The sequence below is a fragment of the Kitasatospora sp. NEAU-69 genome, from assembly GCF_057158765.1.
On record NZ_JBWXUE010000046.1, the window covers coordinates 30,922 to 53,538 of the forward strand.

At 75.6% G+C, this 22,617-nt stretch carries 19 protein-coding genes, 1 tRNA gene and 1 riboswitch; of the genes, 9 read left to right on the plus strand and 11 right to left on the minus strand.

All coding sequences use genetic code 11. The features are described from left to right. Window positions 1-17 precede the first annotated feature (17 nt). The 5 genes from AC060L_RS34010 to AC060L_RS34030 form a co-directional block, all read right to left on the minus strand. Complete coding sequence (locus AC060L_RS34010) at window positions 18-1,223, minus strand: cytochrome P450 family protein (RefSeq protein WP_483802841.1); 1,206 nt, start codon at window positions 1,221-1,223, stop codon at window positions 18-20. Window positions 1,224-1,303: 80 nt separating this feature from the next. Continuing rightward, window positions 1,304-3,589: a SpoIIE family protein phosphatase gene (locus AC060L_RS34015; RefSeq protein WP_483802842.1), complete on the minus strand. Its 2,286-nt coding sequence runs from the start codon at window positions 3,587-3,589 to the stop codon at window positions 1,304-1,306. A 126-nt stretch (window positions 3,590-3,715) separates the two neighbouring features. After that, on the minus strand, window positions 3,716-4,012 hold the full coding sequence (locus tag AC060L_RS34020; protein ID WP_483802843.1) for a hypothetical protein: 297 nt from the start codon (window positions 4,010-4,012) through the stop codon (window positions 3,716-3,718). A gap of 261 nt (window positions 4,013-4,273) precedes the next feature. Then, window positions 4,274-4,858, minus strand: a complete 585-nt coding sequence (locus AC060L_RS34025; RefSeq protein ID WP_483802844.1) for a TetR/AcrR family transcriptional regulator — start codon at window positions 4,856-4,858, stop codon at window positions 4,274-4,276. Then, entirely contained in the window at window positions 4,858-5,682 is an 825-nt protein-coding gene (locus AC060L_RS34030; protein WP_483802845.1) for an alpha/beta fold hydrolase, read from the minus strand. The genes AC060L_RS34025 and AC060L_RS34030 overlap by 1 nt, the downstream gene beginning before the upstream one ends. A 285-nt stretch (window positions 5,683-5,967) precedes the next feature. After that, window positions 5,968-6,128, plus strand: a riboswitch (cyclic di-AMP (ydaO/yuaA leader). Window positions 6,129-6,139: 11 nt separating this feature from the next. Here AC060L_RS34030 and AC060L_RS34035 point away from each other — a divergent pair. Further along, window positions 6,140-7,054, plus strand: coding sequence for a M23 family metallopeptidase (locus AC060L_RS34035; RefSeq protein WP_483802846.1), 915 nt, complete (start codon window positions 6,140-6,142; stop codon window positions 7,052-7,054). On the opposite strand, the gene AC060L_RS34040 is transcribed toward AC060L_RS34035, so the two are convergent. Next, on the minus strand, window positions 7,044-8,087 hold the full coding sequence (locus AC060L_RS34040; protein WP_483802847.1) for a hypothetical protein: 1,044 nt from the start codon (window positions 8,085-8,087) through the stop codon (window positions 7,044-7,046). The genes AC060L_RS34035 and AC060L_RS34040 overlap by 11 nt on opposite strands. A 53-nt stretch (window positions 8,088-8,140) precedes the next feature. Here AC060L_RS34040 and AC060L_RS34045 point away from each other — a divergent pair, with 53 nt between their 5' ends. From AC060L_RS34045 to AC060L_RS34065, 5 genes are all read left to right on the plus strand, one after another. Beyond that, window positions 8,141-8,710, plus strand: coding sequence for a GNAT family N-acetyltransferase (locus AC060L_RS34045; RefSeq protein ID WP_483802848.1), 570 nt, complete (start codon window positions 8,141-8,143; stop codon window positions 8,708-8,710). A gap of 64 nt (window positions 8,711-8,774) precedes the next feature. Beyond that, entirely contained in the window at window positions 8,775-9,479 is a 705-nt protein-coding gene (locus AC060L_RS34050; RefSeq protein WP_483802849.1) for a sensor domain-containing protein, read from the plus strand. Window positions 9,480-9,605: 126 nt separating this feature from the next. Then, window positions 9,606-10,301: a class I SAM-dependent methyltransferase gene (locus tag AC060L_RS34055; protein WP_483802850.1), complete on the plus strand. Its 696-nt coding sequence runs from the start codon at window positions 9,606-9,608 to the stop codon at window positions 10,299-10,301. Then, window positions 10,298-10,987, plus strand: a complete 690-nt coding sequence (locus tag AC060L_RS34060; protein WP_483802851.1) for a tyrosine-protein phosphatase — start codon at window positions 10,298-10,300, stop codon at window positions 10,985-10,987. The genes AC060L_RS34055 and AC060L_RS34060 overlap by 4 nt, the downstream gene beginning before the upstream one ends. Beyond that, the gene (locus tag AC060L_RS34065) at window positions 10,984-11,649 is read left to right on the plus strand and encodes a TNT domain-containing protein (protein WP_483802852.1); all 666 of its coding nucleotides are present in this window, start codon (window positions 10,984-10,986) and stop codon (window positions 11,647-11,649) included. The genes AC060L_RS34060 and AC060L_RS34065 overlap by 4 nt, the downstream gene beginning before the upstream one ends. A 354-nt stretch (window positions 11,650-12,003) precedes the next feature. On the opposite strand, the gene AC060L_RS34070 is transcribed toward AC060L_RS34065, so the two are convergent. The 5 genes from AC060L_RS34070 to AC060L_RS34090 form a co-directional block, all read right to left on the minus strand. Then, window positions 12,004-12,077 (minus strand) — tRNA-Met (locus AC060L_RS34070). 63 nt (window positions 12,078-12,140) lie between these two features. Continuing rightward, window positions 12,141-13,070: a PrsW family intramembrane metalloprotease gene (locus AC060L_RS34075; RefSeq protein WP_483802853.1), complete on the minus strand. Its 930-nt coding sequence runs from the start codon at window positions 13,068-13,070 to the stop codon at window positions 12,141-12,143. Window positions 13,071-13,278: 208 nt separating this feature from the next. Next, a complete protein-coding gene (gene trmB / locus AC060L_RS34080; RefSeq protein ID WP_483802867.1) occupies window positions 13,279-14,025 on the minus strand; it encodes a tRNA (guanosine(46)-N7)-methyltransferase TrmB in 747 nt (248 codons plus the stop codon). Window positions 14,026-14,200: 175 nt separating this feature from the next. Continuing rightward, a complete protein-coding gene (gene lhgO, locus AC060L_RS34085; RefSeq protein WP_483802854.1) occupies window positions 14,201-15,448 on the minus strand; it encodes an L-2-hydroxyglutarate oxidase in 1,248 nt (415 codons plus the stop codon). 44 nt (window positions 15,449-15,492) lie between these two features. After that, window positions 15,493-17,019, minus strand: coding sequence for an NsdA family TPR-like regulatory protein (locus AC060L_RS34090; RefSeq protein WP_483802855.1), 1,527 nt, complete (start codon window positions 17,017-17,019; stop codon window positions 15,493-15,495). 1,558 nt (window positions 17,020-18,577) lie between these two features. Between AC060L_RS34090 and AC060L_RS34095 the strand changes: the two genes are divergently transcribed. From AC060L_RS34095 to AC060L_RS34105, 3 genes are all read left to right on the plus strand, one after another. Beyond that, window positions 18,578-21,061, plus strand: a complete 2,484-nt coding sequence (locus tag AC060L_RS34095; RefSeq protein ID WP_483802856.1) for an asparagine synthase-related protein — start codon at window positions 18,578-18,580, stop codon at window positions 21,059-21,061. Between the two features lie 173 nt (window positions 21,062-21,234). Further along, window positions 21,235-21,795, plus strand: a complete 561-nt coding sequence (locus tag AC060L_RS34100) for a universal stress protein (protein WP_483802857.1) — start codon at window positions 21,235-21,237, stop codon at window positions 21,793-21,795. Window positions 21,796-21,910: 115 nt separating this feature from the next. Further along, on the plus strand, window positions 21,911-22,594 hold the full coding sequence (locus tag AC060L_RS34105; RefSeq protein ID WP_483802858.1) for a DsbA family oxidoreductase: 684 nt from the start codon (window positions 21,911-21,913) through the stop codon (window positions 22,592-22,594). Window positions 22,595-22,617: the final 23 nt, after the last annotated feature.

Sequence of the window (22,617 nt, forward strand, 5' to 3'; positions counted from 1 at the left end):
CGCTCGGGGTGGAGCCGTCAGCCCGCCACCACCCGCAGCTCGCGGACGCTGTTGGTCACGAAGGTGGCGATCGGCTCCGGCGGCGTCGCGGTGTCCGCGAGCCGCAGACCCGGGAACCGGTCGAAGAGCGCGCGCAGCGCGATCTCGCCCTCCAGCCGGGCCAGTCCGGCGCCGACGCAGAAGTGCGGGCCGTGGCCGAGCGAGAGGTGGCGCGAGTCCGCCCGGCCCGGCTCGAACTCATCGGCGCGCTCGAAGTGTTCACCGTCCCGGCCGGCCGCCGCGTAGGAGGCGAGCAGCGCCTCGCCGCGCCGGATCAGCACATCGCCGACCGCGATGTCCTCGGTCGCGTACCGGAGCGGGAACTGGCCGACCGGCGAGTCGTAGCGCAGCGTCTCCTCCACCACGGCCGACCAGCTCACCTCGCCCGCCAGCACCCGCGCCAGCTGCCCGGGGTCGGCGAGCAGCGCCCGCACCGCGTTGGTGATCAGGTCGAGCGTGGTCTCGTGGCCGGCCAGCAGCAACTGGAGCAGGGTGCCGACGAGTTCCTCCTCGCTCAGCCCCTCGCCCGCCTCCCGGGCGGCGATCAGCGCGGTGGTGAGGTCGTCCCCTGGCTGCTCGCGCCGGAGCGCGGCCTGCCGGCCGAGCAGCGCGTACAGGTCGCGGGTGGCGGCGAGCGCCTCCTCGGGCTCGGCCGAGGTGCTGATCACCGTGCGGGTCAGCGCGTGCAGTTCGGGCTGCTCCGAGTCCGGCAGGCCCATCAGCTCACTGATCACCTTCATCGGCAGCGGGTAGGCGAACGCGGCGCGCAGGTCGAACTCCTTGTCGAGCGGCGCGAGCAACTGCCCGGCCAGCTCCTCGATCCGCGGCCGCAGCGCCTCGACCCGGCGCGGCGTCAGCGCCTGGCCGGCCAGCGCGCGCAGCCTGCGGTGCTCGGCGCCGTCCGCGGTGACCATGCCGACCACCGTGACGAAGTTCAGCAGCGGCCAGCCCTCCGGCAGCCGCCCCTCGGTGAAGAGCGGCCAGTGCCGCGGGTCCTTGGCGATCCGGGGATCGGTCAGCAGCTCCTGCAGCACCTCGTGGTGCGTCACGGCCCAGGCCGGCACCGCGCCGGGCAGCTCGACGAGCACCACCGGCCCGAGCTCGCGCAGCCGGGCGTTCTCCTGGTGCTGGGCCCGGCCGAAGGGATCGAGCCGGACGGCGGTCAGCGTGTCGGACGTCTCCATGTTCGAACGGTACTTCTGCACAAAGGAATTGACCAGGCGTCAGGTATTGGCACGTGATGCACGGGCTGGGAGGGTCGGGGCTACCGGCCCGTCCGGTGCAGCAGCAGGAGCGCCACGTCGTCGGGCCGGGCGTTCCGCTCCGTCACGTTCAGTGTGAGCAGGTCGGCGAGCCGTTCCAACTCCGCGTCCGGGCCGGTCTGTCGGCTCCACAACTCCAGCCCGCCGAGCATCCGCTGGACCGAGTCGTCGTAGTCCTCACTGCGGTCCTCCACCAGGCCGTCGGTGTAGGCCAGCAGCGTCTCGCCCGGGCCCAGCCGGTCCACGGCGAGCGGGTAGCCGATCGACGGATCGACACCCAGCGGCGGGCCGCCGGGCAGCTCCAGCTCGACCGCCCGGCCCGCATGGATCCGCACCGGCGCCGGGTGGCCGGCCCGGGCGCCGTGCACCGCACCGGTGGCCGGCTCCAGCGTGAGGTAGAGGCAGGTGGCGAAGAGCTCGGTGTCGAGTTCGGCGAGCAGCCGGCTGGTGCGGGCGAGCGTCGCGGCCGGGTCGTGGCCGTCGGTCGCGTACGCGCGCAGGCCGCTGCGCAGTTGGCCCATCACCGCGGTGGCCTCGGCGTTGTGCCCCTGTACGTCGCCGATCACCACGCCGACCTTGCCGGACGGCAGCGGGATCAGGTCGTACCAGTCGCCGCCGATCTGCATGCCCTCGGTGCTCGGCAGGTAGCGGGCGGCCGAGCGCAGTCCGGGCAGCGTGGGCAACGTGCGTGGCAGCATCGCCCGTTGCAGCTCGGTGGCGCGGTGCTGGTGGGTGTCGTAGAGCCTGGCGCGCTCCAGCGACTGCGCGAGGATGCCGGCGAAGGCCGAGTAGAGCGTGCGGTCCTCCCGGCTGAACGCGCGGGGTGCGGCGAAGGTGATCAGGCAGGAGCCGACCTGGCGGCCGGAGGCGACCAGCGGCAGCACCGCCCAGGCGGCCGGTCCGCCACCCGGCGCCGTGCGGCCCGGCTCGCTGAACAGCGGGGTGGCGCGGGCCTGCGAGTCCTCCGTCGCGTCGCCGGAGAGCTCGTGCAGCCGGTTCAGCTCGCCGCGGTGCGCACCGCCGTAGACCGAGGGGGAGAGCGGCAGCAGCCGGCCCTCGTCCACCAGGTCCAGCACCAGCCCGGTGGCGCCGAGCGCCGGGCGGGCCACATCGGTGAGCGCGGTGGTCACGTCCCGCACGGTCACCGCGCGGGAGAGCGCCCTGGTCAGCGCGAGCAGCAGCGCGGTGCGGGCGCCGGCCGGGCCGGACGCCTCGGCCCGCTCGGACGGGTCGGCCGGGGTGCCCGAGGGCTCCTGCGGCGGCGTGCCCGCGCGCCGCTGGTCCACCAGCAGCCCGGCGATCCGCACCGGGCGCCCGTGCACGTCCAGCTGGACCTCGCCGCACTCCTCGATCCAGCGCACCGCGTGCTCCGGGGTGAGCACCCGGTAGGTCAGCCGGTACGGGCCGCCGCGGGCCAGCACGTCCACCAGCGCGGCCTGGATGTCCGGCAGGTCCTCCGGGTGCGCCAGGCTGGTCAGCTCGGGTGCGGGGAACGGGCCGGCGCCGTCGGGGACGCTGCGGCCGACCACCCGGTACGCGGTGGCGTCCCACGCGGTCTCGCCGGTGACCAGGTCGCGCTCGAACGCGCCGGTGCCGGCCGCCCGGACGCCCCTGGCGAGCAGCGCGTCGGACGGCTGCGCGGCCGACCGCTCGGCGTGCGTCCGCTCGCCCGGCGCGGCGCCGGTGCTCGCCGTCGCGCTCACCAGCAGGTGGGCGAGGCGGTGCGCGCAGGCGTCGGCGATGGTCTCCAGTGCGTCCAGGTCACGGCGCGGCACGGTGCCGCGGTGCGCGAGCGCGAGCGCGAGCGCGAGCACGCCGAGCGGCTCCTCGTCCACGATCAGCGGCAGCGTCATGACGGCGACCTCACCGGTGCCGAGCCCGGCCAGCCGGTTCGGGTAGTCGCGGCCGGTCTGCTCGGGGCCGAGCAGCACCGGTGCCCGGCGGCGCAGCGCGAGCGCGGCGGGCAGGTCGCCGGCCGGGTCGATCGTGCCGAACCTCTCGTGCGCCCAGTCAGGCAGGCCGCTGGAGACGGTGAGCCGCAGCCGGCCCGCGTTGTCGAGCAGGTAGATCGCGGAGCCTTCGCCGGTGATCCAGCCCGGTCCCTCGGTCAGCACGGCGGCCAGCAGCTCGGCGGCGCTGTGGCAGCGGAGCAGGGCGCGGACGCAGCCGAGCGCGGAGCGCTGTGCGGGACGGGCGGCGGCGGCGCGGTCCCGGTCGAGGCGGGCGGCGTCGAGCCGGGCGGGGCCGAGCAGCGCGGAGGCGGCCGGGTCCCCGTGCTGACCGTCCATCGAGGCCTCTTCCGCTCCGGGGGCGTCCCACCGCACCGGGCGGCGGCGGTCGACGGCCCGAGTGCCGCGCTTGATGCTGAATATCCTATTTGGTCCTACCGGGAACGGCCTCGAACGGCGGGACGCTCACTGCCCGTCGCACTCGCCGTAGCCGGGCTGCGGGCGGGCCGGGACGGTGCGCAGCGAGCGCAGTCCACGCACTATCGCCAGGTTGCGCCGGACGGCGGCCCACCCGGTCGGCTGCCCGCTCCCGGTGACCTGGTGGCCGGTGGCCAGGCCGGTGACCCGGCCGCCGTCACGGGCGGTGGTGGCGGTGGAGCGGCCGCCGGTGCGCTGGGCCGGGACGGTGCCGGTGGGGACGCCACCTGCGGGGGCGGTCGCGCCGTTCGCCGGGGTGGTCCGCGCGGTGGTCGGCTGCGTCATGGGCCCTCGTCCTCTGCGATGCGGGTCCCCCTGGCCGGAGGCCGGGAGACGTGGCGCCGTCGGGCTGTTGCTACCCGGCCGGGCCCTGGTCTGACCGTGCTTCGGAGACTGGTTCTGTCTCGGTCCCGATCCGAATCGGTACGGGATGGGACTTTAGTCCTATCCGATGAGAGCACTCTGTGGCCAGAGCGGTTCCGCCGCAGACTCCGACGCGGACCTCGACGCGGACCTCGACGCGGCTGTCCGACTCAGCTGCCCGGCTCAGGCCGTCCGACCAGCCGCCGGCCAGTTGCGCAGTCCGCTGGTCAGCACCGCGATCAGCCGGTCCTGGGTGACCGCCGTCTGCTCGGCGAGCTGGAACGCGCCGCCGATCGCGAGCGAGGCGAACCCGTGCGAGAGCGCGCGCACCGTCCGGGCCGCGTGGATCGCCTCGGACTCCTCGATCCCGTAGTCGTGCAGCACCCCGATGATCGTGCCGACCAGCTCGGTGCTCGCCTCGATCAGCTCCCGGTCGGCGGCCGACGGCGCCTGCGGCAGCGCGGCGTAGCGACGCGGGTGCTCGGTCGCGTACCCGTGGTACGCCCGCAGCAGGGCGTCCACCGCGGCGTCCCCGCGCAGCCCTGCGGTCGCCTCGTGCAGCCGGGCGGCCAGCTCGCCGGTCACCCGGATCGCGACCAGCCGGCGCAGTGCGGTGAGCCCGCCGGGCACGTGCTTGTAGAGCGAGGGGGCGGCCACGCCGGCCCGCAGCGCCACGCCGGACAGGGACAGCGCCTCCGGGCCTTCCTGATCGATCAGTGCGAGCGCGTGGTCGACCACGCCATCGGGGGTCAGTCCGACTCGGGGCATCAGGCCACCTCGGCGAGGAAGGGGAGCAGGGCATCGGCGGTGGCCTGCGCGAACTCCGCCATCGGGTAGTGCCCGGCCCCGTCGATCATCACCTTACGGCCGTTCAGCGCGGCCACCTGACGGTCGGCCACCGCCGACGGGTCGGTGAAGTCGGGGTCCTTGGCGCCCATCAGCACCAGCGCCGGGCAGCGCACGCCCTCGGTCCAGCCGACCGGCGCCGAGTCACCGCGGACCTGGGCCTTGACGGCGGGCCGCCGGCCCGGCGTCCGCAGCGCGGCGACCAGGCCCGCGTTGTACTCGGCGCGGTCGGCCGGGCCGCCGGACGGGTAGGCCATCTTGTTCAGGTACATGCCCCAGAGCGAGGGGAAGTACGGGATCAGCTCGCCGATCCCCTTGGCGACGGCGCCCATCACCGGGTTCGGCTTCGGGCTCTCGACGAACGCGTCGATCAGCACGATCCCGGCCACCTTCGCGGGGGCGGTGGTGGCGGCCTTGACCACGCTGGCGCCGGTGTACGAGCTGCCGACCAGGACGGCGCGCTCGATGCCGAGGTGGTCCAGCAGCGCGAGGGCGTCGGTGGCCGCCGAGGCGGGGCTGTAGTCGTCCCAGGCGATCGAGGACTCGCCGAAGCCGCGCAGGTCCATGGTGATCACCCGGTGGCCGGCGGCGAGCAGCAGCGGACGCAGGTGCCGGTAGCTGCGGCGGGAGTCGAGCATGCCGGGGAGCAGGACGACCGGGGTGCCGGTGCCTTCGCTGTCGTCGTAGGCGAGGGTGCCGCCGGCGAGCTCCAGGTAACGGGTCTGCGGGGCGAGGGTGCTGTTCATCTGAGCGGGCCTCCTTGGCCTGTCGGCCGTGCCGCCGGCGCCTGCCGACATCACAAAGCTATGGCTAATAGCCATAGCCGTCAAGTGCCGCATCAGGCGGCGTTCATGTGGCGTTCGAGGTGACGTAGTCACAGAATGTGATGACCTGATGCCGCATCAGGTACAAACCCGTCAAATCACCATGGAAGTGGGTGACAATGCCTGGAGATCGGCTTGGAATCAGGGGCTTCTGGGATTAACGTTTGATAACGCAGCGCGGTCGGCAACGCCGTACCCGAACGGCACCGTGCGCCGTCGCCTAATCCACGGACCCGCCCCCACGGCGCGGTCCCGGAGCCGGGGAACCACCGTTCCTTGGGGTGAATCGGAACGGCTCCGGCCCGACCGTAGGGGACCTTCCTCTCCGAACCCGTCAGCTAACCCGGTAGGCGCGAGGGAAGGAAAGGAGCGCGCCCCCGTGGCGTTGACGCACTCCCCGGAGAGTCGTACCCAGTTGCTGGACCACGCCCCCGACGGGGATGAGACCGCCCGGCACAAGGTGCCCCGGCAGGCCCGCGCCGGCGCCCCCGCGCTCGGGGTCGCCGCGATGACGGCCGCGCTCAGCGCGACCGGCCTCTCCGCCGCCACCGCCGCCGCGGCCGCCCCCGCCGCTCCGGCCCCCGCGCTCTCCGTCCCCGCACACTCAGCCCCGGACACGGCCGCCGCACACGCGGCCACCGCCTCGCCGGACAGCGCCGACCCGGGCCTCGCGCTCGCCGCCCGCATCCAGCAGCAGGCCGACAGCCGCCGCACCGCCGCCGAGGAGGCGGCCCGTCTGGAGGCCGCCCACGAGGCCGCGGCCAAGCGCGCCGTGCAGGCCGAGGCGCAGGCGCTCGCCGCTGCCGCCGCCGTCGCGCAGCCCGGCCCGGCCACGCCGTCCGTCGCGGCCGAGCCGACCGCGCCGGCCGCGGTGGCCGCCGAGCTGCCGGTCGCCAAGTACGTGCTGACCGCGCAGTACGGCCAGACCGGCTCGCACTGGGCGCAGCTGCACACCGGCCTCGACTTCGCCGCTCCGACCGGCGCCCCGGTCACCGCCGTCACCACCGGCGCCGTCAGCTCGGCCGGCTGGTCGGGGGCGTACGGCTACCGGGTGATCCAGACGCTGCCCGACGGCACCGAGCTCTGGTACTGCCACCTCTCCTCGATCGCCGTCACGACCGGCCCGGTGGGTCCGGGGACGGTGCTCGGCAAGGTCGGCGAGACCGGCAACTCACCCGGCCGGCGCGCGGACGGCGGCGCCGTGGGCCCGCACCTGCACCTGGAGGTGCGGCCCGGTGGCGGCGCCCCCGTCGATCCGCTGGTCTGGCTCCAGCAGCACGGGGTCAACCCGTAACGGGCCCGTCCTCGGTCGATCCGTCCTGGGTCGTCTCCTCCTGCGTCCAGTCGGCCGCCGCTGATCCGTCGGCGGCGGCCGGGTCGCCCTCGGCGGGCCAGTCACTCTCGGCAGGCCAGTCACCCTCGGCGGGCCAGTCGGCGCCGATCGCGCCGATGTCCGGCAGCTCGACCAGGCCCCGCTGCACGATGTAGCCGTCCACCTCGGCCGCGCCCGGCTCGGGCGCGAGGTCCGGGTACTCGGTCAGCAGCAGCCCGGGCAGCCCGGGCACCGTCCAGTCGCCGAGCAGTCGCAGCGCCTCGGCCTGCACCGCCGCCTCGAAGTCGGTGAAGTCGCCGGAGAGTTCGGCGGGCATCGGCAGGCCGAGCGCGTTGAGGCCGGCCAGGTTGCGGTAGCTGCGCTGCATCAGCCGGTTCTCGATCAGCAGCCGCGCGCCGTCGGTGGCCATGCCGATCGAGAGCAGCACGCCGTCCGTCCAGCCGGCCACGCCCTCCGGCTGGTCGAGCGACTCCAGCGCGGTGAACGCGTCGATCCGGGCCGGCTCGTCCAGCTCGCGGAACGCGTCCAGCCAGTCCCGCACGGCGTCCAGGTCGGCGGTGTCCACGCCGGCCTCGCGCAGCAGCAGCGTGTAGAGCCGCGGCCAGGTCACCAGGTGCGGCTGGCGCAGCAGCCCGGCGAGCAGCTCGCCCTGCCACAGCGCCTCCTCGTGCAGGCGCTGGTGCCGCTTGGCGTTCAGCCGCTTGGCCGCGCGCTGGTGGTCGATCAGCAGCCGCACAGCGGCGCCGTAGCCGAGTGGCGACTCGTCCTCGCCGGGCTGCACGTAGAGGTGGATCCGCTCGTAGAGCAGCTCCTGGACCAGCGGCGAGGTCAGCTCGGGGAAGCCCTCGTGCATCCGCCCGTCACCCAGTTCGAGCAGTGTGAGCACCGCGCTCAGCGGGCCTTCGGGCACCGGCTCCAGCCCCTGCTCGGCGGCCCATCGCAGCAGGTCAGCGGTGTGCGGCCGGGGTGCCAGCCGCAGGTCTTCGTCGTCCATCCCCGTACCGTAGCCGCTGGGGCCGGCCGGTCGGGCCGCTAGCGTTACCGGCCATGATGCCCGTCCTGCTGACCGGTCCACGGCTGACCGTGCGCGAGTTCCACCATGTGCCGCGCGACATCGACGCGTTGCACGCGATCTTCGGCGACCCGCAGACCGCGCGCTTCCTCCCGTTCGAGCCACGCGACCGGGAGGACTGCGCCGACCAGGTCGCGCTCTACCTGGACGAGGCCGAGCGTGACCCGCGCACCGTCTACCGGCTCGCCGTCACGCTGACCGCCGAGGGCGAGGACGCCGTGCCGCTCGGCAACGCCGTGCTCGGCGTCGAGGGCACCGAGGCGCAGCGCGCCGCGTTCATCGGCTACGCGCTGCGCCGGGACGTCTGGGGGCTCGGCTACGCGACCGAGATCGCCGGGCTGCTCTGCGGGTTCGGCTTCGACACGCTCGGCCTGCACCGGCTCTCCGCCCGGCTCGACCCGGAGAACCTCGCCTCGGCCCGGGTGCTGCGCAAGAGCGGCTTCCAGTTGGAGGGCCGGATCCGGCACGACCTCTACCTGCGCGACCGCTGGCACGACGCGCTGCAGTACTCGCTGCTGGAGGACGAATGGCGGGCGGGGGGTTAACCCCACCCCGGGTCCACCGGTTGCCACGATTTCGCCGCGCCGGCCGCGCGGGCAGGCTTGCACCATGACGACCTACCAGGACAGCTTCCACGAAGCCGCCGCCACCAAGGGTGGCCCGACCGGCACCGCGGCGCGGTACTCGATCGCTCCGATGATCCGCGAGGCCGGCCGGGAGTTCGGCTACCTGGTGGGCTCGCTCCCGATCGCGGTGCTCGGCTTCGCCGTGACCATCGCACTCCTCGCGTTCGGCCTCGGCACGATGGTCACCGTGCTCGGCTTCCCGGTGCTCGCGCTGCTGCTCGCCCTGGCCCGCGGGCTCGGCACGCTGGAGCGCGGCCGGATGGCCCGGCTGCTCGGCCGGCCGCTCGCCGAGCCCGCGCCGGTGCCGGTGGGTCGGCCGGGCTTCTGGGGCGGGCTCACCGCGCGGCTGGCCGACCCGGTCGGCTGGCGGGCGGTCGCGTACCAGGTGGTGATGTTCCCGTGGCACGTGCTCAGCTTCGTCGTGGGCGTCACGCTCTGGGCGGTCAGCTGGGCGCTGTTGCTGCTGCCGGCCTACAACTGGGTCTTCCCGACCTTCGTCAAGTGGCCGGGCTACCGGCTCTTCGAGTACCACAGCGGCGGCGTCCACCACGCCTTCTACCTGGCGCACTGGTGGCAGGTCGGCGCGGCCTCGCTCGGCGGGCTGCTGCTGATGATCCTGACGGCCCGCCTGGTGCACGGCCTGACCAGCGTCTCGCGGGGCGCGGCCGAGGCCCTGCTGGCAGGCTGACGGGCGCCATGGCCGGCGTCATGACCCGGCGTCATGATCGGGTGTCACGGAGCCTTCCGCCAACCGTCCGCCACCGTCCACCCGGCTGCGGGTGCGGGGCGGGCGGCCGCGTGTTCGGATGCGCTCATGCTGATCACCTCGCGCCCCCTGGACGAGTACTGCCAGCTCTTCGGCCTCAGCCGGGCCCGGCTGGCCGCGCTGCCCGGTCCGGTGCTCGACTGCCCGGGCGGCGCCGCCGGGCTGGTCGCCGAAGCCCGCGCGCTCGGCTGCCGGGTGGTCGCCGCCGACCCGGCCTACGCGGTCCCGGGCCGTGAGCTGCTGCTCCGGGCCGAGGCCGCCCGCCGGACGATGGCCCGCGCGATGCCCGCCGCCCCGCACCGCTACCCGCCGCCGCGCCACCGGCCGTACGAGCGGTACCTGCGCAGCTGGGACCGGGCCCGCGCGCTCTTCGCCGCCGACCGCGGCGCCCACCCGCAGGACTACGTCGCCGCCGCGCTGCCCCGGTTACCCTTCGCGGACGGCACGTTCGCGCTGACCCTCAGCTCCTACCTGCTCTTCGCCTACCCCCGGCTCTTTCCGCCCGCCGCCCAGCTCAGCGCGCTGCTCGAACTGGTCCGGGTGACCGCGCCCGGCGGCGAGGTGCTGGTCTACCCGCTGCACGACGACCGCAGCCGGCGCTGCCCGCACCTGCCCGAGCTGCGCTCCGCGCTCGGCGGCCACCGGGTCCGCAGCGAGCTGCGGGTGCTGCGGCACCGGGGCGACGGCCGGCGCGGATACGTCCTCGCGCTGACCAGGCATCACCGCTACGGTGCCGTCATGTGACCGAACCCCGTCTGCTCCCGATACCCGGCATCCGCAACCTCCGCGACCTCGGCGGTCTCGGCTCGGTGCGCCCCGGGCTGCTCTACCGCTCCGCCTGGCTGGCCGACCTGACCGCCGAGGGCGCCCGCGAACTCGGCAAGCTCGGCCTGCGCAGCGTCCTCGACCTGCGCGACCCGATCGAGCGGAGCGTCTTCCCGGACCGCCTCCATGATCTGGAAGTCGATCTGGCCAACTTTCCGCTCCTGCCGCAGGACGGTGTGGACCGCGGCGACCTGCGGCTCGACGAGGTCTACCCGCTGCTCACCGACACCGCCGGGCCGATGATCGTCGCGCTGCTGCGCCGGCTGCTGGAGCCGCGGGCGCTGCCCGCGCTGGTGCACTGCGCGGTCGGCCGGGACCGGACGGGCATCGTGGTCGCGCTGCTGCTGGCCTTGCTGGAGGTGCCGGACGAGGAGATCGTCGCCGACTTTCTGCTCTCGAACGAGGGCCTGGGGATGCTGGACGGGCCGCAGGAGTACACCGACGCGCACGGCGTGGCCCGGCTCTCCTGGCCGGTCGAGGCCCGGCTGATCGAGGGCGTGCTGACCCGGATCCGTGAGCAGTACGGTGATGTCGAAACGTACCTGGCGCGTCATGGCCTGAACCCGGCCGAGGCAACTGCCCTGCGTTCTACCCTGCGTGAATGATCGTCACCAACACGTACCGCAAAGCCGGCGGCCTGCTGACCGCCCTCGTCGCCGTCGCCGCACTGGCCGCCTCGGCCCCGGCCGCCTCCGCGGCCCCGACCGCCAGGGACCTTCCGTCGGACCAGTGCTCGGCCACCTTCCAGAACGGGGACAAGCGACTCGGTCCCGAGCAGCTGCCCACCACCGGGCGGGTCGGCTGGCAGCTGCTCGGCTACCAGCGCACCGGCGGCGCCAGCACGCAGGACTTCCTGAACCAGTACTACGACTCCGCCGCCGGCTCCTGGCGCTACCCGCCGTCCAACGGCTACCTGCTCAACCCGCTCGGTCAGCCGATCGAGACGCAGCAGACGCTCCAGCCCGGCGAGGACATCGACCGGTACGGCAGTGAGTACGGCTCGTTCCTCGCACCCGAGGGCCTGCCGTACGCGATGCGCGCGATCCCGCCGCAGAGCCTGGACGGCACCCCGGCGGCCGGCTGCAACTACCACGACTACAAGGTGCTCAAGCCGTTCGAGGTGGACGCCGGTCCGATCGCCCCGTGGTTCGACCAGCCCGGCCTCGGCTGGCAGTACCAGCTGGACGCCACGTTGGTCCCGGGTGCGCCGGGTCAGATCAACGTCGGCTGGCTGGTCACCAACGGCTATCTGGAGCGCCTGGTCTGACCTTCGGGCTCACATCCGGATCCGGGCCCGCGTCCGTGACCGGGTCCGGATGTGCCGAACCCCCGGGGCCTCGACTTGAGGGTGTCCCGGGGGCACGACAACTTCTGCGCGTTCCCGTCCGTAGAACTACGGCTAGGCCGAAAGCTCCACGGAGGCGCGCCCGAGCTGGTCAGACGCGCGCACGAGCGCAGTTGCGTGGGTACTCAACTCAGGATCACCTCCTTTCAATGTGCTGCCAGGTTAGGCAGGACCGGGTCCGGAAGGCAACGGATTAATCCGGGTGATCGGAGGCGTTCGACCGGGGAACGGCGAAGGCCCGGCAGACGATGTCTGCCGGGCCTTCGTGCTACTGAGTAGCGGGGACAGGATTTGAACCTGCGACCTCTGGGTTATGAGCCCAGCGAGCTACCGAGCTGCTCCACCCCGCGTCGGTAAACCCAACAGTACGGGACGGCGACGGAGAAGGGAAATCCGTTCCTCCGGCTCCGCGGTCATGACCTGGCGCGACGCGGTCCCGGGCGGCCGCTCGCCCAGAGCGCCAGGCCGGTCAGGGCGGCGAAGCAGGGGACCATCGCGAGTGCGTAGATCAACAGGAACCGGTGCGTGCCCAGGCCCGCCGCGGCGTTCCAGCCGCCGTGCAGGGCGACCGCCAGCAGCAGGCCCGTGGGCGCGGCCAGCCGGGCCAGCCAGCGGCGCGTGGTGCTCAGCGCGACGGCCAGCCCCAGGCCGGTCAGGGCGGTGAAGAGCGGATGGGCGAACGGCGTGAGCAGCGCGCGCAGCACGAAGGTGTGCACGGTGCCGTCGTAGTCGCGCAGGCTGGGGGTGACGCCCAGGCCGATCGCGTCCAGCCGCTGGCGCTGGTCGTCGCTGAAGGCGCGGCCGAGGTACAGGACGTTCTCGGTGAAGGAGAAGCCGCAGGCGGTCATGCCGCTGAGCACGATGCCGGTGGCGACCGCCCGGCGCCGGCGCCGGGCCCGTGCGGTCGCGCCGATCTGTGCGGGGAGCGGCGCCCGGGAGCGCCGGCGGCGCAGCGGCAGCATGGTGACCAGCAGCACCGCGGCCTTCGCGGCCTCCTCGATCAGCGGGGTGGCGAACTCGGCGCCGATCAGCTGGCCGCGGTCGCTGCCCTGGAGCGCGGTCAGGTAGTCGCCGGCCCAGTCGTTCGCGAACAGTGCGACCGTGGTGGCGGCGCAGGAGCCCCAGGCCAGGCAGAGCGCCAGCCGCCGGGCCGGCACCCGGGCGCTCTGGTTCAGCCAGGTGAGCGTGCCGAGCACGAACGGCACCGGCAGCACGGCGAGCCCCAGGCCGACCAGCAGCCCGGTGGTGCCGGTCTGCAGCTGCACCAGGTGGATGATCAGCACGGCGCAGCAGGCCAGCGGCAGCGCGGTCGCGGCCGGGGCGGTCAGAGGATGGCGGAACATGCCGCGTACCGGAACGCCCCACCCGGCCCGGGTGGGCGCGCTCCGCTCCGAGCCGGGGGCGTCCGGTGCGGACGGCCCGTCAGCCGACGCGCTGCTCACCCGGAAAGCGTAGGGGACGACCGGCGTTCGGTGGGGGCGAAGGCGGGTCCTTCAGCAACGGTCGGATCGTGCGGTGATGGGATCGTGCGCTGTTCAGGTCGTGTGCTGCTCAGATCTTCCGGAAGAGCAGATCGTGTACCACGTGCCCCTTGGCGAGGCCGGCCCGCTCGAACTTGGTCAGCGGCCGCCAGTCCGGGCGCGGCGCGTAGCCGGGGACGGTCCCGTCCGCACGCTCCTCGAGCCAGCCGGTGCCGTCGCCCTCGGGGTGCAGGTTGGTCAGCTCCGGGCGGGCCGAGAGCACCTCCAGCATCTGCTCGGCGTACGGCTCCCAGTCGGTCGCGCAGTGGATCAGCGCGCCCGGGGCGAGCCGCGGCAGCACCAGGTCCAGGAACGAGGGCTGCACGAGCCGGCGCTTGTGGTGCTTCGGCTTGGGCCACGGGTCGGCGAAGTAGACCCGCAGACCGGCCAGTGAGGCGTCGGCGAGCATGTCGCGCAGCAGGATCACCGCGTCGCCGGCCGCCAGGCGGACGTTGTCGGCGCCGCTCTGCTCCAGCAGGTTGAGCAGGTTGCCGTGGCCCGGGGTGTGCACGTCGGCGGCCAGGATGCCCATCGCCGGGTCGGCGGCCGCCATCGCGGCCGTGGTCTCGCCCATCCCGAAGCCGATCTCCAGCGTGACCGGCAGCCCGCCGAAGAGCGTGCCCAGGTCGACCGGGGTGCCGTCGATGGCCAGGCCCCGGCTCTCCCAGTTCCGGTCCAGCGCGCCGGCCTGGGCCTGGGTCATCCGGCCGCGGCGCGGCTGAAAGCTGCGGATCCGCCGCTCGCTGTGCTGCGCCTCGGTGGCCAGGTGCGGGTACATCGGGGCCGGGTAGCCGGCCGGCGCGGCGGAGAGCCGGGCGGACGGCGAATCGGCGAACACGCGGCCACTGCGGCCGGGGAGCTGGGGGGTGGGGGCAGTCGAAGTCACAATGCCGTCGAGTTTACGGGGCCCGTCCAGAAGCCCGCGGGGCCCGTCCGCGTACCCGCCACAGGCCCTAGCCGCCTGCCGCCAGCGCGGCCAGGGCCCGCCGGGCCACCTCCCGGCCGATCGGCAGCGAGGCGGTCGCGGCGGGCGAGGGCGCGTTCAGCACGTGCACCAGGCGGCGCGGCGAGGCGGGGTCGGCCGGGTCGAAGCCGGCGAAGGCGAAGTCGTCCAGCAGCGAGCCGTCCCGGGCCACCGCCTGGGCCCGCACCCCGGCCGGTGCGCGGCGCAGGTCGGCCTCGGTGACGGCCGGCAGCAGCCGCTGGACGGCCCCGGTGAACGCCCGCTTGGAGAGCGAGCGGTGCAGCTCGCCGCACTCGTAGCGCCAGTGCCGCCTCGCGAGGCGCCAACTGCCGGGGAAGCGCAGCGTGTCGGCCAGGTCGCCCGGTCGCACGGTGCGCCACCGGTAGCCCTCCCGGGCGGCCGCAGGGACCGCGTTCGGGCCGAGGTGGACGTCGCCGTGGATGCCCCTGGTCAGGTGCACCCCGAGGAACGGGAACGCCGGGTCCGGCACCGGGTAGACCAGGCCACGCACCAGGTCCGTCCGCTGCGGCGCGAGTTCGTAGTACTCGCCGCGGAACGGGATGATCCGCACCCCCGGGTCGTGGCCGGCCAGCCGGGCCAGCCGGTCGCTGTGCAGCCCGGCGCAGTTGACCAGCACCCCGCAGCGCAGCTCGGCGGTGCCGGTGCCGGTGCTGGTGAGCACGGTGACGCCGTCCGGACGGCGGTGGACGGCCCGCACCTCGCTGCCGGTGTGCAGCGCCGCGCCGCGCTCCCGGGCCAGCCGGGCGTAGCAGCGGGCCACTTCGGTGAAGTCACAGATCCCGGTGGCGGCCACCCGCAGCGCTGCCAGGCCGGTCACGGCCGGCTCGTACTCGGCGATCCGGCGGCCGGGCAGCTCCTCGACGGCGAGCCCGTTGGCCCGCCCGCGCTCGGACAGGGCGGCGAGTCCGGGCAGCTCGGCGGCGCCGGTGGCGACGATCAGCTTGCCGGTCACCCGGTACGGCAGGCCCTGCTCGCGGCAGAACGCGACCAGCTCGGCGGCGCCCTCGACGGCGAACCGGGCCTTCAGCGAGCCCGGCCGGTAGTACACGCCGCTGTGGATCACGCCGCTGTTGCGGCCGGTCTGGTGCCGGGCGAGGTCGGCCTCCTTCTCCAGCACGGCGACCCGCAGCCCGGGGCGGGCCAGGGTCAGCGCGTAGGCCGTGGAGAGCCCGACGATGCCGCCGCCCACCACCAGGACGTCGTAGTCGTACGCCATCAGCCGATCGTGCCACGGGCCGGCGGCCCGGCACAGCCCCCGGGTCAGGCCGGGGCGGCCAGCATCAGCCGGGCCCGTTCGGTCAGCTCGCGCACCCGGCGCTCGCTCTGGAACGGCTCCAGCCGGCGGATCATCTCCAGCACGTACTCCCGGCTGCGCTGCGAGGAGATCCGGCCCGCCACCTCGACGGCGCGTTCGCCGGCCTCCACCGCCGCGTCCAGGTTGCCCGCCTCCGCCTCGGCCATCGCGCAGACCACCAGGCGCAGCCCGTGCGAGCGGACGAAGCCCTCGGTCGGACGGGCCAGCGCCTCCCGGGTGAACTGGCGGACCTTCGCGGGCACGCCGAGGTCGCGGAAGCACTCGGCGGCGTCGGCGGCCAGCCGGTCGTAGGCGTAGAAGTCGATCCACGCCGGATCGGGATCCCCGGCGCGTGAGCGCTCCAGCGCGCCCTCGGCGGCGGCGAGCGCGGTCGAACAGGCCGGCGCGTTGCCCGCTCTGGCCTGGGCACGGGCCTCCACCAGGTGGAAGAAGCTCATGGTGCGGGTGGTCGCCAGGCCGCGGTTGCGCTCCAGCGCGGCCTGGGCGAGGTCCACCGCCTCCTCGGCGAAGCCGCGGTAGCAGGCCTGCAGGCTCATCGAGGCCAGCACGTACCCGCCGAGCGGCACGTCGGCGGCCGCCCGGGCGAGCCGCAGCGCCTGGATGTAGTAGCGCTGCGCCGCCTCGTGCTGGCCGGTGTCGAAGGCCATCCACCCGGCCAGCCGGGTGAGTTCGGCGGTCGCGCCGAAGAGCGCGCGGCCCACCGCGTCGCTGTACGAGGCGAGCAGCAGCGGTGCGGCCTCCAGCCGCAGGCACTCCGGGACCATCGAGGAGCGCCAGTCCCCGCCGCCGTACTTGGAGTCCCAGCGGCGGGCCTCCTGAGCGGCCTCGCGGAGCTTGGCGGCATCGGACTGGCCCACCCGGTAGGCGGAGCGCGCGCCGTGCGCCCGCGGGTTCGGCAGGACGGCGGCGCTCGGGCCGGTCCGGGCGGTGCCGCCCGCCGGCGTACGCGCGGCGGCGGCCGGATCGGTGACGCGCGCCGCCGGTTCGTCCGCCTCGCGGGCGACCGAGCCGTCCACCGGCGTGATCAGCCAGCGGGCGACCGGAGTCGCGTAGGCGGAGACCGAGAAGGTGCCGGCCAGGCTCTCGCTCCACCGTCCGCCGCCGGGCCCGCGGCGCAGTTCGAGATCCACCCGCCACAGGTCGGTCGCGGACCGGACCGCCTCGGCCACCTCGCGCGGGAAGGCCAGGCCCAGTTCGGGCGTGGGGTCGGTGTCGCCGAGCCCGATCTCCTCCAGTGGCACCGGCCGGCCGAGCTTGCCGCCGATCGCGGTGGCGATCAGGTGCGGCACCGGTCCCTGCGGGACCATGCCCTTGCTCACCCAGCGGGCCACCGAGGTCTTGTCGTAGCGGAGGGTCAGGCCGCGCTGCGCGCCGAGGTCGTTGACCCGGCGGGCCAGGCCCGCGTTGCTGATCTGGGCCTGGGTCAGCAGGGAGCCGAGCCGTTCGTTCGGTCCCCGTGGGTTGATGCTCAAGGCGGCGGCACCCCCTTGTCGGTGTTGCCTGGTGGTCGCGGCCGGGGCCCTGGTCGGGGCCGGTGGTCGTGACCGGTGGTCGCGCGGTGCTGCGGCAGTCCGGGGCTGCGGCAGTCGGGGGCCGCAGCGGTCCGGCGGGCACCGCGAGTCCGAGTGGGGCGCAGTCCGGTGCCGGGCAGCCCGTGGGGCGCTGCCGCCCCGGCGCGGTGGCACCTAGCGTAGTCGTCCGGGTTCCCAGGGTTAAGGGGCGGGTTTCCGGATGGCGGGATCGCGTCCGCACGTCGGCGGGTCGCGGTGCCCGGCGGGTCGGCTCCGGCGCGGCTCCGGGACGGCTCCCGGCGCCCAGGGCGGGGCAGTTCTCCCGGTGGGTCCGGCACGCCCGGCCGCGGGTGCGGCGGGTGCTGCGGGCGGGGAGCGGCGTGCTCCGGTCGCGTGTTGACGTGCGCCCACCTGTGCCCCCTGGTTCGCAACGCGTGTCGGCAGTTCGCTTGGGAGCTGTGGGTCGGCCCGTCGTCGAGGACCCGGCGGGCCGGGGGAAGCCGCTGCCTCAGTTCCCCGCGGGTGGTGGCGGAGGTCCGGGAGGGCATGCGGATGCCCTCCCGGGCTGTACGCCGCTTTTTGGCCATTTGGGCATGACCATGACGCGATCGGGGTAGCGGCCGGGCCGGAGGGGCCGTCGGCCCGGTGCGGGCGCCGCGATCGGACGCGCGGCGCCCGGACCACCGGCAGGCAGCGGGCCGGCAGCCGCCCGGGCCGGGGCGCCGCATGACCTGCGGACAACGGCACGGCTGCACGACTGCACGGCCGGGCCTGTGGGCACGGGCTCGACTGGTCGTGGACGTGCCGGTGCCGGGACCCACCTGTGACTCGCCGCGCCGGCGGCGGGGTCCCGGCGGGTGCGCTGCCACGGCTGACCAGCGCGCACCCGCCGGGCGGCCACCGCCGCCGGGTGCCCGAGCTTCGACCTCGCGCCGGTGCGCCGGGTGCGCCCGCCGCAGCTCCCCGAAGACCGCCCGGGTCGGACGCGGACGCCGTCCCGTCCGGCGCCCGACCCGGGCCCACACTCCCGGGCGGCCGGGGCCGGGTGGACCCCGGCGGGCGCCGCCCGCGCCGCGCGGTCCGGGTCACGGAGGGGAGGATCCGGCCCGCGCGGCACCCCAGACTGTGGCACCCAGACTGATGCACGCCCCCGGCGCTCACATCGCCATCGCGCGCCCCCAAGGCCTGCCGTGCCGGCCGCCGCCACTCCTGCTGTTCCCGGTCCCGGCTGCCGCTTCCGGCCCGCTCCTGCGCCCACCCGTTCGCGTCACGCCCGCCCTGCCCGTAGCCGCAGCTCCCGTGCCGGCACCTCGTGGCTGACCGGAAACCCCCTGCGGCAACCGCCCGCCCATGCCCGAATCACCCTCCGCCGTCCGGAATCACCCGACCCCGCGCCGGGCGGCGCCCCCGCGTTCCGGTGGCACGATGTCCCTTGGCGCGGCACTGCGGAGCCGACGGCGGACCCCCGCTGCCGGTCGCCGCCGCGCCGGTCGAGACGTCCACACCCGGTGGAGGCGCGATGCGGTGGCTGGTCGGCTGGAGCGGTGGCGTGTCCCAGGCCCGGATCCCGGGCCGCCGCAGTCCCTCGGGCGTCGCGCTGCCCGCCGACCTGCTGCCCTCCGGCGCCGGTGTGCGCCGCACGCCGAGCGCACCCCCGGTGCAGCACGTCGCCGCGCGCCCCGCCCGCGAGCCGCGCCCCGCCGGTGCGCCGGTCACGCTGGCGGACGCGCAGGACGCCCTCGCCGCCGTCCGCCCGCTCGCCGCCGCGGCGCTCTGGACCGGCCCCGACCCGCTCTGGGCGGTCGGCGACTGGCGGCCCGGGGAGATCCGGCAGGCCGTGCTGCGCCCCGGCGACTCCCCGGAGGTCAGCACCGGACCGGTGCCCGCCGACCTGACCGCCGACTCCGCGGCGGTCGCCCGCCTGGTGGTGCTCGGCCACTGCGGCGCGACCGACCAGGAGCTCGCGGCCGGCCTGGCCGCCGCCCGGGGCGGCGCCGTGCGCCACTTGTCCGGCTGGCCCGGCAGCTACACCGTGGTGCTGCGGCTCGGCACCCACAGCACCCTGCTGCTCACCGACCTGGCCGGCCTGCAACAGGTCTTCCACACCCCGTGGTGCGGCGGCACCGCCTTCGCCACGGCCGGCCTGCCGCTCGCCGACCTGGTCGGCGCGCCCGTGGACACCGGCTACCTGGCCGCCCGGCTGGCCTGCCCCGAGTCACCGGAGGCGATCGGCACCGGCACGCCGTACCTGGGGGTGCACCGGGTCCCGCCCGGCCACACGCTGGGCATCCGCGGCGGCCGCCCGCAGCTGACCGGGTACGACGAGGACGGGTTGCCCGGCACCGGGCCGGGCAGCGGCGGCGAGGCGCCCGCCGTGCGCGAGCTGACCCGCAGCCTGCTGGAGGCGGTCCGGTCCCGGGTGCGCAGCTCGCCGTCGACGCCCGGCGCCGGCCCCGCCCGGCCCCGGATCGGCGCCGACCTCTCGTACGGCACGGCCTCGACGGCGCTCGCGCTGCTCGCGGCGGCCGTCCCGATCGGCCCGGGGCCGGCTCCAGCCCCGGCCTCGGCACCCGCCCCGGCGGCGACGCCGTCGGCTGCGGCCGAGCAGCCGCCCGCGCTGCCGACCCTGTTGCCGACCGCGCAGGCCGCGGCGGCGGCCGTCGACTTGGCGGCGCGGTCCCAGCCGCAGCCGCGCCGCAACGGCGCGACGAAGGGCTCCTGGGCCCGCCCGCAGCCCGCCCCGGCCCCGGCGCCGAGCGAGCCGGAGCCGCTGGCCGCCGTCACGCTCCGCGAGTCGCCCCGGACCACCCCCGAGGCCCCGCCCGCCGCCGGCCGCCCCCGGCTGCGGCACACCGTGCTGGCCGCCACCGCGCAGACCCTGCCGTACGCCGAACTGGCCGACGACCCGCTGGCCGGCCCGCTCACCGACGAGCCGGGCCGGGCGCTGGTCACGGCCGCCGGCACCGCGGCCCGGTTCGCCGCGGGCGGCGGCGACCACCTCACCGGCTACGGCGCCCGCCAGGTGCTGGACGGTCACCCGGCCCGGCTCGCCGACCTGATCCTGGCCGGGCGCCCGCGTGAACTGCTGCCGCCGGTGGCCGCGTTGGCCGGTGCCGACCGCGCGCTGACCGGCACGCTGGTCGACGCCGTCCGCACCCCCGTCACGGTGCTGCGGGCGGCCCGCCGACTGGCCCGGGCGAGCTACGCCGAGGCGCTGGACGACGCCGCCGTCCAGCTGACCGCCCGTCGCGGACCCGGACGGCCGAGCGCGCACCCCGGCGCACGGGGCACGGTCGGGGCGTACTCGGCGGCCGATCTCGCCTGGTGCGTGCCCGGACCGGCCGCGCGCTGGCTCTCCGACGACGCGCTCTCCGAGGTCGCGCTGCGCCTGCGGCTGGCCGCTCGGGGACCCGAACCGACGCTCACCCCGGGGGTGCGCCGGGCAAGGCTCGCGCTGCACTACCACGCGGGCGGCTACCGCACGCTGGTCCAGGCGGCCGAGCAGCACGGGCAGCGGCTGCACGCTCCGTTCCTGGACAACCGGGTGATCCGGGCGGCCCGGCTGCTGCCGGACGAGGTGCGCCTGCAGCCCGGCGCCCGGCACGCGCTGCTGCGCGCGGTGCTGGCCGGTGCCGGCCGGGCCGACCTGCCGGCCGACTGGGGCCGCGCGCCGCGCCCCGACCGGGCCGAGGCGGCGCGGACCGGCCTGCGGCAGGCCGCCGAGCCGCTGGCGGAGCTGTTCCGCGAGCCGCTGCTGGCCGAGGCCGGGCTGATCGACCTGCCGGCCGTCCGTCGTGCGCTGCGCCGCGCGGCCGATCCGGCCCCGGACGCCGCGCACGGGTACCCGCCGACCGACCTGCCACCGGGCGCCCTGGACGGGCTGGCCGAGCTGGTCGCGACCGAACTCTGGCTGCGCCGACTGGCAGCCCGCCGCCACGGCTCCTGCTGGACCGGTCTCCCGCTGCCCGAGCGCCGAGCCGTCGCGGCAGCCCGCTTCGCCTGACCGCGAACGGGCGGCGTGCGGCGGCCGCGCCCCGGGGTCCCGCAAGGGTGCCGCCATCGCCCCGGGCGCCCTCCGGGGGCGTCCGTACGCCGTACGGACGCCGCCGTCGGGCCCCGGCAGCGGAATCCGTGGCGCTGCCGGGCTGACCGCAGCGCGCGGCGGATCATGGCGCCATGGTGACCCGCGTCTCCCACGCCGTCTCAGCCGCCTCAGCCGCCCACGCCGCCGCTCCGGCGCCGGGTCCCGTCCCCGTCGCCTCCGAGCCGCCCGGGCCGCCGCAGCAGCCGGGTGTGCTCGCGGCCTGCGACGGTTCGGACGGCTCACTCTGGGCGCTGGACCGGGCGATGACCGAGGCCGAGCGGTTCGGCCTGCCGCTGTACGTGCTCGGCGTGGTCAACCCGTCCCCCGGCGGCTACCCGCCCGGGATGGCCGAGCTGGTGCAGGAGAGCACCGAGCGGCTCGGCGAGAGCATGGCGGACGGCCTGCGGCGCGCGGTCGCCACGGTGGAGCAGGCCCGGGAGCGGCCGTTCGACGGTCCGCTCTCGCTGCACGTGGTGCTCGGGCAGGTGATCGAGGTGCTGCTGGCCAGCACGGTCGGCCAGCACACGCTGGTGATCGGCACCCGGGGGAACGGCGGCTTCGCCCGGCTGCTGCTCGGCTCGGTCAGCACGGCGGCCGTGCACCACGCGGCCTGCCCGGTCCTGGTGGTCCCGGCGCCGCCCGCACACGGCTGACCCCGCAGACGGCTGAGCACTAGCGGGAATGCATAGTCGGACATTTCGGTTCAGACTCCTCGGTTCACCCAATCGGACGCACGCCGTCCGCATCCGTTGACAGGAGTCAGTCCCCGTGAAGGTCGAAATCTGGTCCGATATCGCGTGCCCGTGGTGCTACATCGGCAAGCGCCGGTTCGAACAGGCCCTCGACCGGTTCCCGGGCAAGGCCGAGGTCGAGGTCGTCTACCGGCCGTACCAGCTGGTGCCGGACGCGCCCGCGACGGCGAGCCCGCACCGGGCGTGGCTGGCCGAGCGGTACGGGCCGCAGTCACGGGCGATGGACGACCGGGTGACCGAGCTGGGCCGGGCCGACGGGATCGCCTACGACTTCGACGCCGCGCAGCACGCCAACACGTTCCTCGGCCACCGTCTGCTGCACCTCGCCGAGGTGGAGTACGGCGCCGCGGTGCAGGGCGCGCTCAAGGAGGCCCTGCTCAAGGCGCACTTCAGCGACGGTGTGGACGTCGGCGACCGGGCCGCGCTAACCGAGGTCGCGGTGGCGGCGGGCCTGGACCGCGCGCGGGTCGCCGAGTACCTGGCCGGCGAGGAGGGCGCGGACGCGGTGCGCGCGCAGCTCGCCGAGGGGCGCCGACTGGGGATCAGCGCGGTGCCGACCTTCGTCTTCGAGGGGCAGTGGTCCGTGCAGGGCGGGCAGGAGGCGGAGACCTTCCTGAAGGTGCTGGAGCAGGTGGCCGCCGAGGGCCGCGCCGCAGCCGCCGACGGCGAGGCGTGCGCCGACGGAACCTGCGCGATCTGACCCGCGCGCCGGCAGGCAGCGAC